Raw genomic sequence first — 13,432 nt, 5'->3', positions numbered from 1 at the left:
ATGATCGGCTTTCTTCTTTAACATCTCCAGGTGACCCGCCCATGCAGCCTATGCTGAATATCGCCCTGCGCGCCGCTCGCAGCGCCAGTGAACTGATTTTCCGCTCCATCGAACGCCTGGATAGCATCAAGGTCGATGAGAAAGAGGCCAAGGACTACGTCTCCGAAGTCGATCGCGCCGCCGAGCAGAGCATCGTCAACGCCCTGCGCAAGGCCTACCCGAACCACTCCATCCAGGGCGAGGAAACCGGCCTGCACGCGGGTAGCGGCGAAGAAGGCAAGGATTACCTGTGGATCATCGACCCGCTGGACGGCACCACCAACTTCCTGCGTGGCATCCCCCACTTCGCGGTCAGCATCGCCTGCAAGTACCGTGGCCGCCTTGAGCACGCCGTGATCGTCGACCCGGTTCGCCAGGAAGAATTCACTGCCAGCCGCGGCCGTGGCGCCCAGCTCAATGGTCGCCGCCTGCGTGTCAGCTCGCGCACCAGCCTGGAAGGCGCCCTGCTGGGTACCGGCTTCCCGTTCCGTGACAGCCAGATGGCCGACCTGGACAACTACCTGGGCATGTTCCGCGCCCTGACTGGCCAGACCGCCGGTATCCGCCGCGCCGGCTCCGCCAGCCTGGACCTGGCCTACGTGGCCGCCGGCCGTTTCGACGCTTTCTGGGAGTCGGGCCTGTCCGAATGGGACATGGCGGCCGGCGTGCTGCTGATCCAGGAAGCGGGCGGCCTGGTGAGCGACTTCAACGGCGGCCATGACTTCCTCGAGAAGGGCCATATCGTTGCGGGCAACATCAAGTGCTTCAAGGCCGTGCTGACCGCTATCCAGCCGCACCTGCCAGAGAACATGAAGCGCTAAGCGCGGATTGCTGGCAAAAAAAGCACCCCTCGGGGTGCTTTTTTATGCCTGTAACCATATCCCAAGACTTTCGCGATCCCTGTAGGAGCGGCCTTGTGTCGCGAAAGGGGTGCGAAGCAGCCCCGACAATCTCTGATATGTCACAGACCCCGGGGGCGCTTCGCACCCCTTTCGCGACACAAGGCCGCTCCTACAAAGAGCAGACCGCGCCGGGCCTTACTGCCCAGCTTCGCTCAGGATCAGCTTGCCATTCTTGTCGAGCGGAATGGTCGACCCGGGCTCGTGATCCATCTTCACCTGCCCCACCTTGTCGCCAATGGTGTACTTCACGTTGTAGCCCACCACCTTCTCACTGATATCGTTGACCGTATTGCAGCGGGTTTGCGTGGTGGTGTAGGTGTCACGCTCCTGCATGCCCTCCTGCACCTTGTTACCGGCATAACCACCACCGACCGCACCGGCAACGGTGGCGATCTTCTTGCCGCTACCACCACCGATCTGGTTACCCAGCAGGCCACCGGCAATGGCGCCCACCACGGTACCGGCGATCTGGTGCTGGTCCTTGACCGGCGCCTGACGCGTCACGGCGACGTCCTTGCAGACCTCACGGGGGGTTTTTACCTGTTGTTTGATCGGTTGCACGTCGGTGACCTGTGCATATTCAGGCCCCTTGTTGACCAAGCTGTAGGTCGCGACAGCACCTCCGGCAGTCACACCGACAGCACCCAGTACCGCACCCACAAGCATTGATTTGTTCACACGAACCTCCTGATCATCACCCGCGGGTCCGACCCGCCTTCTCCCAGCCTTGGAGTAAAAAAAAAGGCGCGAGTTCAACACTCGCGCCTTTTTGGCCGCCAAACGGCGTGGAGCACGCCTTATGGACGGTCGTCCACACCATCGGTCTTGGCTGGCGGGATCAGGTCTTCACTGCTCAGGTTCAGCCAGATCAGTACCACGTTGGCGATATAGATCGACGAATAGGTACCGGCCATGACGCCGATGAACAGTGCCAGCGAGAAGCCGAACAGGTTGTCGCCACCGAAGAACAGCAGCGCGGCAATGGCCAGCAAGGTCGAAACCGAGGTGGCGATGGTCCGCAGCAGGGTCTGGGTGGTGGAAACGTTGATGTTCTCGATCAGCGAGGCCTTGCGCATGACGCGGAAGTTCTCGCGCACCCGGTCGAACACGACGATGGTGTCGTTCAGCGAGTAGCCGATGATCGCCAGCACCGCTGCCAGCACCGTCAGGTCGAAGGTGATCTGGAAGAACGACAGGATACCCAGGGTCACCACCACGTCGTGGATCAGCGAGACGATCGCGCCCACGGCGAACTTCCACTGGAAGCGGAAGGCCAGGTAGATGAGGATGCCGCCCAGGGCCAGAAGCATGCCCATGCCACCCTGGTCGCGCAGCTCTTCACCCACCTGCGGGCCTACGAACTCGACACGCTTGACCTTGGCCGGGTTGTCGCCGCCAGCCTTCTGCAGGGCTTCAGCTACCTTGTTGCCCAGCTGCGGGTCATCACCCGGCATGCGCACCAGCAGGTCGGTGGTGGCACCGAAGCTCTGCACTACCGCCTCGTGGAAGCCGGAATTGACCAGCTCGGCACGCACCGCCTTGAGGTCGGCCGGGCGCTCGTAGGTCAGCTCGATCAGCGTACCGCCGGTGAAGTCCAGGCCGAAGTTCAGGCCCTTCTGCCACCAGCTGAACAGTGCCAGCACGGTGAGGAGCACGGTAACGGCGAACGCGACATTGCGCACGCCCATGAAGTTGATGGTTTTCATCGCAGCTCCCTCAAACCCACAGCTTCTTGATGTCACGCCCGCCGCAGGTCAGGTTGACCATTGCACGGGTCACCATGACGGCGGTGAACATCGAGGTGAAAATCCCGAGGGACATGGTGACCGCAAAGCCCTTGACCGGGCCGGTACCCATGGCGAACAGGATGCCGCCGACCAGCAGGCTGGTCAGGTTGGCGTCGATGATCGCGGTGTAGGCGCGGTTGAAGCCTTCATGAATGGCGCGTTGCACCGACATGCCGGCGTTCAGCTCTTCGCGGATACGCGAGAAGATCAGCACGTTGGCGTCCACCGCCATACCCATGGTCAACACGATACCGGCAATACCCGGCAGGGTCAGGGTAGCGCCCAACAGCGACATCAGCGCCAGCAGCAGGACCATGTTGCCTGCCAGGGCGATGGTGGCGATCACACCGAAGGCGCGGTAGATGGCGATGATGAACAGCGAGACGAACAGCATGCCCCACAGCGACGCATCGATACCCTTGGTGATGTTGTCGGCACCCAGGCTTGGGCCGATGGTACGTTCTTCTGCAAAGTACATCGGCGCAGCCAGGCCACCGGCACGCAGCAGCAGGGCCAGTTCGGACGATTCGCCCTGGCCGTTCAGGCCGGTGATGCGGAACTGGCTGCCCAGCGGCGACTGGATGGTCGCCAGGCTGATGATCTTCTTCTCTTCCTGGAAGCTCTGTACGGCAACGTCCTTCTCGACGCCGTCGACGGTCTGCTTGACGTAGCGGGTGACCGGCTTCTGCTCGATGAAGATCACCGCCATGCTGCGGCCGACGTTGCTGCGGGTAGCGCGGGTCATCAGCTCGCCACCGTGGCCATCCAGGCGGATGTTCACCTGCGGGCGACCTTGTTCGTCGAAGCTGGCCTGGGCGTCGGTTACCTGGTCACCAGTGATGATCAGGCCGCGCTCGACCGCGGCGGAGCGGCCGCCTTCACGGAACTCGAACACCTCGGTAGTGGCCTTGGACGCGCCCGGCTCGGCGCCGAAGCGGAACTCCAGGTTGGCGGTTTTACCCAGGATACGCTTGGCTTCGGCAGTGTCCTGCACGCCTGGCAGCTCGACCACGATGCGGTTGGCGCCCTGGCGCTGTACCAGCGGCTCGGCCACACCCAGCTCGTTGACCCGGTTGCGGACGGTGGTGAGGTTCTGCTTGATCGAGTATTCGCGGATCTCGGCGACTTTCGCCTGGGTCAGCGCCAGACGCAGCACGGCGAGCTCGTTGCGCTCGGTGGTGGTCAGGTCGAAATCATTGAAATTCTTGCGGATCAGGACACGAGCCTGTTCGCGGGTAGCATCGTCAGCGAAGCCCAGCATGATGCCGCCATCCTGCTGAGGCAGGCTGCGGTAGCGGACGCGCTCTTTGCGCAGCAAGGTCTTGACCTCGCCTTCGTAGACTTTCATGCGGGCGTTCATGGCCTTGTCCATGTCCACTTCCAGCAGGAAGTGCACACCACCGGACAGGTCCAGGCCCAGTTTCATCGGGCTTGCGCCCAGGTTGCGCAGCCATTGCGGGGTAGTCTGGGCCAGGTTCAGGGCCACGACGTAATCATCGCCCAGTGCCTTGCGCACTACATCCTTGGCTGGTAGCTGGTCTTCCTGATTGGTCAGGCGGATCAGCCCGCTGCCCTTCTCACCCAGGCTCACGCCCTTGACGGCGATCTTGGCATCGCCCAGCGCCTTGCTGACGCGGTCGAGGTCGGCCTGGTTCACCTGCAGCGCCGAACTGGCACCACTGATCTGTACCGCCGGATCATCCGGGTAGAGGTTGGGAGCGGAATAAATAAAACCGATCGCCAGTACCAGCACGATCAGTGCGTATTTCCACAGAGGGTATTTGTTCAGCATCACGCCGCCCGTTCAAGACGCGGGGCGCTTTGCGCGCCCCGACTGGAAAAATGAAACCGGTAACTCAGATAGCCTTGAGCGTACCTTTTGGCAGGGTGGCCGCGATGGCACCCTTCTGGAACTTCAGCTCGACGTTGTCGGAAACTTCCAGGACCACGAAATCATCGGAAACCTTGACGATCTTGCCAGCGATGCCGCCGTTGGTGACAACTTCGTCACCCTTCTGCAAGTTGCTCAGCAGGTTCTTCTGCTCTTTTGCACGCTTGGCCTGCGGGCGCCAGATCATCAGGTAGAAGATGACCAGGAAACCGACCAGGAAAATCCACTCGAAGCCGGTACCGGCTGGGCCGGCGGCAGGTGCAGCGGCGTCCGCGTAAGCGGCGGGGATCAAGAAGCTCATTGGGCACTCCTAATGTAATTTTCTAATAATGGATGCAGACAGTCAGTCCAAAGGCGGCACAGGAAGCCCGCGCTTGGCGTAGAAGGCGTCGACAAAGGCGGCCAATTTACCTTGTTGAATAGCCTCGCGTAAACCGGCCATCAAGCGCTGGTAATGGCGCAAGTTGTGGATGGTATTCAGCATGCTGCTCAGCATTTCGCCGCACTTGTCCAGGTGATGGAGATAGGCGCGGGAGAAGTTGGTGCAGGTGTAGCAGTCACAGGTCGGATCCAGCGGCGAATCATCGTGGCGATGGAACGCATTGCGAATCTTGATCACCCCTGTATCGACGAACAGATGACCGTTGCGCGCGTTACGCGTCGGCATCACGCAGTCGAACATGTCGACGCCGCGGCGCACACCCTCAACGAGATCTTCCGGTTTGCCTACCCCCATAAGGTAACGAGGTTTGTCAGCAGGCATCTGGCCCGGCAGGTAATCCAGCACCTTGATCATTTCGTGCTTGGGCTCGCCCACCGACAGACCGCCAATGGCCAGGCCGTCGAAGCCGATGTTTTCCAGGCCTTCCAGCGAGCGCATGCGCAGGTCCTGGTACATGCCACCCTGGACGATACCGAACAGCGCCGCGGTGTTGTCGGCGTGGGCGTTCTTCGAGCGCTGGGCCCAGCGCAGCGACAGCTCCATGGACGCGCGCGCCACATCGTGCTCGGCCGGGTACGGGGTGCACTCGTCGAAGATCATCACCACGTCCGAGCCCAGGTCACGCTGCACCTGCATCGACTCTTCCGGGCCCATGAACACCTTGGCGCCATCGACCGGCGAGGCGAAGGTCACGCCCTCTTCCTTGATCTTGCGCATGGCGCCCAGGCTGAACACCTGGAAGCCACCGGAGTCGGTTAGGATCGGGCCTTTCCACTGCATGAAGTCGTGCAGGCCGTTGTGCTTCTTGATCACCTCGGTGCCCGGGCGCAGCCACAGGTGGAAGGTGTTGCCCAGGATCATCTCGGCGCCGATGGCCTCGATGTCGCGCGGCAGCATGCCCTTGACCGTGCCATAGGTACCCACCGGCATGAACGCCGGCGTTTCCACGGTGCCACGTGGGAAGGTGATGCGGCCACGACGGGCCTTGCCGTCGGTGGCCAGCAGTTCGAAGGACATTCGACAGGTGCGACTCATGCTTGATCCTCGGGCCCGCGTGGCGCCGGATTGCGGGTGATGAACATGGCATCACCGTAACTGAAGAAGCGGTACCCCTGCTCGACCGCTGCCGCGTAGGCGGCCATGGTCTCGGGGTAGCCGGCGAAGGCCGAGACCAGCATCAGCAGCGTGGACTCCGGCAGGTGGAAGTTGGTGACCAGGGCGTCGACCACATGGAACGGCCGGCCCGGGTAGATGAAGATGTCGGTATCGCCACTGAAGGCCTTGAGCACGCCATCGCGCGCTGCGCTCTCCAGCGAACGCACGCTGGTGGTGCCGACTGCGATTACCCGGCCACCACGGGCGCGGCAAGCCTCGATGGCATCGACCACCTCCTGGCTCACTTCAAGCCACTCTTTATGCATGTGGTGGTCTTCGATCTTGTCGACCCGCACCGGCTGGAAGGTGCCCGCGCCCACGTGCAAGGTGACGAAGGCACGCTCTACACCCTTGGCGGCAATCTTCTCCAGCAACGCCTCATCGAAGTGCAAGCCTGCGGTCGGTGCGGCGACTGCACCGGCTCGTTCGGCGTACACAGTCTGGTAGCGCTCACGGTCGGCGCCCTCGTCGGGGCGGTCGATGTACGGCGGCAGCGGCATGTGGCCGACACGGTCGAGCAGCGGCAGCACCTCTTCGGTGAAGCGCAGCTCGAACAGCGTGTCATGGCGTGCGACCATTTCGGCCTCGCCGCCGCCATCGATGAGGATGACCGCGCCTACCTTGGGCGCCTTGCTGGCGCGCACATGGGCCAGCACCCGATGGCTGTCCAGCACGCGCTCGACCAGCACTTCCAGCTTGCCGCCGGAAGCTTTCTGGCCGAACAACCGCGCCGGGATCACCCGGGTGTTGTTGAACACCATCAGGTCGCCGGGGCGCAGGTACTCGAGCAGATCGGGGAATTGCCGGTGCGCCAGCGCGCCGGTTGGCCCATCGAGCACCAGCAGACGGCTGCCATGGCGCTCGGCCAACGGGTGGCGGGCGATCAGGGAATCGGGGAGTTCGAAGGAAAAATCGGCGACGCGCATGATGATGTTCGGTTCGGCAGGGCCGGGAAGTTTAGCCCAATGTGTGAAAATTGACCATGAAAGCCGATTGACCGACCAGCGGTGGCTCTCTATACTGCGCGCCACAAGCCCTGATGGCGGAATTGGTAGACGCGGCGGATTCAAAATCCGTTTTCGAAAGGAGTGGGAGTTCGAGTCTCCCTCGGGGCACCAAGATCCGGAAAAAACCGACCTTATGGTCGGTTTTTTTTTGCCCGTCCGGTCAACGCCAGCGATCCAGCTGCCCCTGGGCACGGCTGCTGAAAATCGTCAGCAGCTCGCTCAATGTATGCGGTGACGGTTCGGCAGTGCGGGTCACCGCATACAAGGTAATCGGCAGCGCCGGGGCCAGCGGCCTGATCGCGGTCGCCCCAGGCGCCGCGCCAAGTGCGGTGAAGGGATCGATCACCGCCAGCCCAGCACCGGATTCGACCATCGCCCTGGCCAGTGAATAGGTTTGCACCGCGATGCTCACCCGTGGCGGCGGCTCCACCGCCTTGAGGTAGCTTTCGAGGCGCACCGACAGCGGGTCGGCGCTGGACAGCCCGATCATGGGCGCACCGGCCAGTGCCGCCAACGGCAGCGGCTTGCCTTCATCTTCCAGCGGCCAATAACCTGCCGGTGCCAATGCCACCAAAACCCCGCTGGCCAGCGCCTGAGCCTTGAGCGCAGGGTGATCTGGCTGTTGCAAGGTCAGGGCGACATCGATCTCCCGCATCAACAGGTTCTGCACCAGTTCGCGACTGTGGGCGCTGGACAACTCGCAGGCGATATCCGGATAACGCTGGGTCCATTCATGAATGGCCGGCGGTAGCAGCGACAGGGCCAGTGCCGGGGTCGCACCAATCCGCAGGCTGTGGCCTGGCGCGCGACGCAGGCTTTGCGCCAGGCGTCGCACCCCTTGCAGACTCTCCGTTACCTTGTCGACCTCACGCTCCAGCTCCAGCGCTTCGGGCGTGGGCTGCAGCTTGCCGCGCACCCGCAGGAACAACGGGAAGCCCAGTTGCTGCTCGGCGTGCTGCAGAACCTTGGTCACGGCAGGTTGGGAAACGTGCAGCAACTGTGCGGCACCGCTGACCGAGCCGGTCTGGCGGATGGCCTGGAAAATCTCGATATGGCGAAGGCGCATGGCAAGTCCATAACCTTTGTTTATGGCTCAGCGATCTTTATTCATTTTTCGCCACCTGTCACCTGGCCCTAACCTCAGCCTCGTTCCAACCACGACCAAGGACTGACATGGCTCAGCATGTATGCATCATCGGCGGTGGCGTCATTGGCCTGTCAACCGCTTACGCACTGGTACGCGACGGCTTTGACGTGACGCTGATCGAGGCTCGCGATTCGTTGGGCAGTGAAACCAGCTTCGCCAACGGCGGCCAGCTGTCCTATCGCTACGTGGCGCCCCTGGCCGACGCAGGTGTGCCATTGCAGGCCCTTGGCTGGATGCTGCGCGGTGAATCGCCGCTGCGATTGCGCCCGCGCTTCGATCGTGCCCAATGGCGCTGGATGGCAGCATTCCTTGGTGCTTGCCGCTCCTCGGTCAACCGCGCCAACGCAGGCCACCTGTTGCGCCTCGCGCTGTTGAGCCAATCGACCTTGCAAACCTGGCGAGAAGAGGATGGCCTGGACGGTTTCAACTGGCGGCGCAACGGCAAGCTGGTCACCTTCCGCCAGGCCAGCAGCTTCGAACATGCGCGCAAGAACCTTGCCGCGCCCCAGCAACAACAGGTGCTGTCGCACGCCGACTGCACCCGTCTGGACCCGGCACTGGCAGAGGCGCCCTTTGTCGGCGCCATCTATACCCCGGATGAAGAAGTCGGCGATTGCCACAGCTTTTGCCAGCAACTGGCGGCGCGCCTGCAGGCGTCGGGACGCTGCAAGTTCCGCCTGGGCCAGGCGGTGTCCGCAATTCGCCATGCGCATGGCGTGGTGAATGCGATTGAACTGGACGACGAAGTGCTGCCGGTGGAGCACCTGGTGGTTGCGGCCGGCCATCGCAGTGCGTTGCTGGCACTGCCGGGCATCGACCTGCCGCTGTATCCGCTCAAGGGCTATAGCCTGACATTACCGATCGGCACACAGCACAAGGCGCCGGACCTGAGCATCACCGACTACGATCGCAAGATCGTCTACGCCCGGATTGGCGAACAGCTGCGGGTGGCGGCGATGGTCGACATTGTCGGTTTCGATCCGTCGCTGGACCCCAAGCGCCTGGCCCTGCTAAAACGCCAGGCCCGCGAAACCTTCGCCAATGCTGGTGACTACGACTACGCCATCGAATGGGCCGGCATGCGGCCGGCGACTCCCAGCGGCGTACCGCTGCTGGGCGCAACGGCGTATAGCAATCTGTGGCTGAACCTCGGCCATGGTGCGCTGGGCTTCACCCTGGCCTGCGCCAGTGCACGATTGCTCAGTGAACTGATCGGCCAGCGCCGCCCCTCCATCGACCTGCAGGGTTTTACGCCCCGCGCAGCTTGAACGCTAACTCCTTAGAAGGACCACCCGATGACCATTAACCGTATCCAGCCCAATCCACGCTTGTCCGGCGCCGTGACCTTCGGCGACCTGGTGTTTCTCTCTGGCCAGGTGCCGGACGACGCCACCGATGCCGGCGGCCAGACTCGCCAAGTGCTGGAAAAGATCGACGCATTATTGGCCGAGGCGGGCAGCGACAAGGATCACTTGCTCAGCGCGACCATCTACCTGAAGGACATCGGTAAAGATTTCGCTGCGATGAATGAAGTGTGGTCCGCCTGGTTGTCGCCCGGCCAGGCACCAAGTCGCACCACCTTGCAGGCCGAACTGGCGCGTCCGCAGGTGTTGGTGGAAATAACCGTTATTGCAGCACGTCGCTAACCCCTCACCTACAACGGAGAATAACAATGCGAAAAATCACGTTGATCGGCTGCACCCTTGGCCTGTTGCTAGGCACCCAGGCCCATGCTGACGAAGCAGCGCTGGGGCCTACCCTGAGCAAGATTGCCAGAGCCAACAGCATTACCCTGGGCTATCGCGATGCTTCGGTGCCGTTCTCCTACGTGGGAGATCATTCGGGACAACCCATGGGCTACTCAGTAGACCTGGCGAAAAAGATCGTCGAGCGGGTACAGCAAAAGCTGGCATTGCCCCAGCTCAAGGTGAAGTACAACCTGGTGACATCGCAAACCCGCATTCCGCTGGTACAGAACGGTACCGTTGACCTGGAGTGCGGCTCGACCGGCGTCACCGCAGAGCGCCAGAAGCAGGTGGCGTTTTCCTACGGGTTCATCTATGTCAAAGGTCAATTACTGACAGCCAAAGACAGCGGAATCAAGAGTTTCACCGACGTGCGCGGCAAGAATGTGGTAACCACTGCAGGCACCACGAACGAACGCTATCTGAAAAGCTACAACGTCGATAACAAGATGGACATGTACGTGATCAGTGCCAAGGACCATGGTGAAGCCTTCCAGATGTTGCAGTCCGGCCGGGCGGCGGCGTTCTACATGGACGATGCGCTGCTCTACGGCGAACGCGCCAAGGCTCGCGATCCGCACAACTGGGTGGTGGTCGGGGAAGAGCAGTCGCGGGAAATCTACAGCTGCATGGTGCGCAAGGATGACCCGCAGTTCCTCGCGCTGGTGAACGCGTCGCTGGGCGAACTGTACAGCTCAGGGGAAATCAACGGGATCTACCAGCGCTGGTTCGAACAGCCGATTCCGCCTAAAGGCCTGAACCTGGAGTTCCCGATGACCAGCGAACTCAAGGCCATCTTTGCCAAACCGGTGAGTGATCCGGTGCAGTAGCTTCTGCTCCCCGCTCATACCCATGAAGATTACGGGCCGGCAGTGACCTGCGAGCGCGTTACTGCCAAAAGTCGCTACTGCGTGAGCGTTACCACCACAGTAGCGACCAACCCCTCACTGGTTAGTCGGAAGTTTTATCCGTCACCAAGGTTTGAGGATTGCTACTCCCCCATACGGTAGCAAGGTCCACCAGCAAAGTTCCGCTGAGTTCTTCAAGTTCACTCTGGGTAATTTCGCTGTCTCCTTGTTTACCAAAGAGCACCACTTGATCGCCAGCGCGCATAGCAGGGATATCTGTCTCGTCCACCATGACTGTATTCATGGATACTTTCCCTACCACTGGAGCACGCTGCCCATCGCTTCTGTCAATGCCGGCAGCCATTATCAGCCAAGCCGTTTGTTCATTGAAAGCGCTGAGCCCTTGCCGAACATCATCCTTATCCTGCACTGCGAAATGCGTCATGATGCCGACCAGCTCAAGAGGCGCCAAACGCGTGATTGCCAAGGCTTCTTGCCGACCTTGCTCAGTGCCCATTTCAAGGCCATTACGGCTCATGCCACCTGCGCTCAAGGCCAGGTGGACCTTCAGTCGCTGCCCATGTTTTTCAGCAACAGCGGCCATTTGTCGAGCATCGTCAAACTGCCCTGGAGCATACGAACATTGTTTCAAATACCGCCTGGTTAACTTCAACCCATCCGTTAGTGGTTGTCACGGCCCGTTCAGACCGCGCATTATCCAAAGAAAGCACCGGTGCAGCCTGAACATACCCTTGCCCTATAATCATCGCTAAGGAAAGAGCAATAACAGTCCGTGTTAAAGTCATACAATACAAGTCCTGGCACACTATACAGCTGATGAGGGCGGCGAAGCTTACAGTCATGTATTTCCTGCGCAAGCTACTAACCAAGCAAGAAAATGGCTTGACTTGACGTGCAGCAAGAAGCACTACTGAAAACGACAAAATAAAACTAAGCACAAGGCAAAAGCGTTATTGAAACGCCCCCAACTTGCAATGCTGCCAGGGTGATACCCAGGGATATGTCAAACCGTCACATGGATCACGCAACCGCTTTGTCTGCCAGCGCCCAGCCCTCAGGCCGTAGCGTGTGCCAGTCACTGACCTGTTGATAAGCATGGCCAATGCGCAGAATCAGCGGTTCGGCGAATGCCCGCCCCACAATCTGCATCGAGACCGGCATGCCTTTCTCATCGAACCCGATGGGCACCGCCACCGAACACAGGTTCAGCAAGTTGGCGAACCGTCCCAACAAGGCCAGCGGTGTGCCATATTCATCGACCTCATCCAGCGGCACACTGCCAATAGCGTTGGTCGGGAAAACGCAGGCGTCTATGTTGGTCATGGCCTCCTGCATGGCATGCCGAGCGGCACGGCGCTGATTATGCAACTGGATGTACGACGCTGCGTCGATGTCGCGACCACTGAGTATGCGACGTTGAACATGGGGATCGAAACGCAGATCGTCGCGCTCGAACAAGCTACCCAGGCTGGCATAACCTTCGGCGCTCATCAGTCCACCAGCGATGCGCATGCACTGTTCCAACGTGGTGGGTAGGGGTTGCTCTATCAGTTGCACGCCCAACGCGGCCAGCTGCTCGAGCCCCAAATCGTAAGCCTTCAGCACCCCAGGCGCGACATGCGCTCGTTCGGCCTGTGGCAACACCCAGATGCGCAAACCGGCTACCGGCTTATTGAGACCGTTAGCGGCGCTGAATACAGGCGCCTGGGCCGAAACCGGATCCAGCGGGTCTGGCCCCAGCAATGCATCCAGCATCCACGCCGCATCCTCAACGGTATGAGTGATAGGCCCTACCGAATCCAGCGAAGGACACAGTTCGATCAAGCCATGGCGACTGATAAGCCCACGCGTGGTTTTCAGCCCGACCAGGCCGCACATGCCCGCTGGAATTCGTACCGAACCACCGGTATCGGTGCCCAACGCAGCGCTCGCCAATCCACTGGCCACGGCCACTGCCGAACCGCTGCTTGAGCCCCCCGGAGCGTGATGCACGTTACGGTCCCATGGGTTCCATGGCGTGCCCATCACCGCATTGGTGCCCCAGCCGCCGAAGGCGAATTCGACGGTATGGGTCTTGCCAAGAATTATTGCACCAGCACGTTCCAGGCGTTGCACTGCAGTGGCGGTCACCCTCGAAACACGCGGTTGCTGTGCCACTGACCCGCCCGTGATGGCCTGGCCATCGATCTCGAACAAGTCCTTGATAGCCAGAGGAATGCCATGCAGCGGTCCCAGGTGTATACCGGACGCACGCTGGCGATCAGCGGCGATGGCTGCGCTCAAAGCGCGCGAGGGATAGGTCTCGACATAGGCATTGAGCTGCTCGTCAAAGTGCTCGATGCGCGCCAGTTGCGCACGAACCAGCGCTTCGCTAGTCAGCGATCCCGCCTGCAGTGCCTGCTGCAACTGGGCAATGCTGTGGGAAGTAACTCGATCCATGATGCTCAT

At 61.1% G+C, this 13,432-nt stretch carries 12 protein-coding genes, 1 tRNA gene and 1 pseudogene; 5 read left to right on the top strand and 9 right to left on the bottom strand.

Going from position 1 to position 13,432, the window contains the following annotated elements; translation table 11 throughout:
- Window positions 1-41: 41 nt before the first annotated feature.
- Entirely contained in the window at window positions 42-860 is an 819-nt protein-coding gene (gene suhB, locus AC2T3R_RS04280) for a type III secretion system regulator SuhB (protein ID WP_003257850.1), read from the top strand.
- A gap of 216 nt (window positions 861-1,076) precedes the next feature.
- On the opposite strand, the gene AC2T3R_RS04275 is transcribed toward suhB, so the two are convergent.
- The 6 genes from AC2T3R_RS04275 to queA all read right to left on the bottom strand — a co-directional run bounded on the left by AC2T3R_RS04275 (window position 1,077) and on the right by queA (window position 7,142).
- Window positions 1,077-1,619, bottom strand: a complete 543-nt coding sequence (locus AC2T3R_RS04275) for a glycine zipper 2TM domain-containing protein (protein WP_013971012.1) — start codon at window positions 1,617-1,619, stop codon at window positions 1,077-1,079.
- Window positions 1,620-1,738: 119 nt separating this feature from the next.
- Complete coding sequence (gene secF, locus AC2T3R_RS04270) at window positions 1,739-2,647, bottom strand: protein translocase subunit SecF (RefSeq protein ID WP_013971011.1); 909 nt, start codon at window positions 2,645-2,647, stop codon at window positions 1,739-1,741.
- 10 nt (window positions 2,648-2,657) lie between these two features.
- Window positions 2,658-4,520 (bottom strand): protein translocase subunit SecD, encoded by a 1,863-nt coding sequence (gene secD / locus AC2T3R_RS04265; protein WP_015269010.1) that lies wholly within the window; start codon window positions 4,518-4,520, stop codon window positions 2,658-2,660.
- A 64-nt stretch (window positions 4,521-4,584) separates the two neighbouring features.
- The gene (yajC, locus tag AC2T3R_RS04260; protein WP_003259111.1) at window positions 4,585-4,920 is read right to left on the bottom strand and encodes a preprotein translocase subunit YajC; all 336 of its coding nucleotides are present in this window, start codon (window positions 4,918-4,920) and stop codon (window positions 4,585-4,587) included.
- Window positions 4,921-4,962: 42 nt separating this feature from the next.
- Window positions 4,963-6,078: a tRNA guanosine(34) transglycosylase Tgt gene (gene tgt / locus AC2T3R_RS04255; RefSeq protein ID WP_013971009.1), complete on the bottom strand. Its 1,116-nt coding sequence runs from the start codon at window positions 6,076-6,078 to the stop codon at window positions 4,963-4,965.
- Between the two features lie 14 nt (window positions 6,079-6,092).
- Window positions 6,093-7,142 carry a tRNA preQ1(34) S-adenosylmethionine ribosyltransferase-isomerase QueA gene (queA, locus tag AC2T3R_RS04250; protein ID WP_013971008.1) on the bottom strand — a complete coding sequence of 350 codons (1,050 nt, stop codon included), beginning with the start codon at window positions 7,140-7,142 and terminating at the stop codon, window positions 6,093-6,095.
- A gap of 107 nt (window positions 7,143-7,249) precedes the next feature.
- On the opposite strand from queA, the gene AC2T3R_RS04245 reads away from it, so the two are divergent.
- Window positions 7,250-7,334, top strand: a tRNA-Leu gene (locus tag AC2T3R_RS04245).
- A gap of 49 nt (window positions 7,335-7,383) precedes the next feature.
- Here the strand turns inward: AC2T3R_RS04245 and AC2T3R_RS04240 are convergent.
- Window positions 7,384-8,289 carry a LysR family transcriptional regulator gene (locus AC2T3R_RS04240; protein WP_013971007.1) on the bottom strand — a complete coding sequence of 302 codons (906 nt, stop codon included), beginning with the start codon at window positions 8,287-8,289 and terminating at the stop codon, window positions 7,384-7,386.
- A gap of 107 nt (window positions 8,290-8,396) precedes the next feature.
- Here AC2T3R_RS04240 and AC2T3R_RS04235 point away from each other — a divergent pair, with 107 nt between their 5' ends.
- From AC2T3R_RS04235 to AC2T3R_RS04225, 3 genes are read left to right on the top strand one after another with little or no spacing between them, the layout of a single operon-like run.
- A complete protein-coding gene (locus AC2T3R_RS04235) occupies window positions 8,397-9,638 on the top strand; it encodes a D-amino acid dehydrogenase (protein WP_486744686.1) in 1,242 nt (413 codons plus the stop codon).
- 27 nt (window positions 9,639-9,665) lie between these two features.
- On the top strand, window positions 9,666-10,016 hold the full coding sequence (locus AC2T3R_RS04230) for a RidA family protein (RefSeq protein WP_013971005.1): 351 nt from the start codon (window positions 9,666-9,668) through the stop codon (window positions 10,014-10,016).
- 26 nt (window positions 10,017-10,042) lie between these two features.
- A complete protein-coding gene (locus AC2T3R_RS04225; RefSeq protein WP_486744685.1) occupies window positions 10,043-10,945 on the top strand; it encodes a transporter substrate-binding domain-containing protein in 903 nt (300 codons plus the stop codon).
- 121 nt (window positions 10,946-11,066) lie between these two features.
- Here AC2T3R_RS04225 and AC2T3R_RS04220 read toward each other — a convergent pair.
- Window positions 11,067-11,591 (bottom strand): annotated as a pseudogene (locus tag AC2T3R_RS04220) (alanine racemase C-terminal domain-containing protein); the annotation flags it as partial.
- Window positions 11,592-12,004: 413 nt separating this feature from the next.
- Entirely contained in the window at window positions 12,005-13,432 is a 1,428-nt protein-coding gene (locus AC2T3R_RS04215; protein ID WP_123084941.1) for an amidase, read from the bottom strand.

It is taken from the genome of Pseudomonas sp. PVC-5-1, from assembly GCF_057444345.1.
This window is presented reverse-complemented; position numbering and strand designations above follow the sequence as displayed.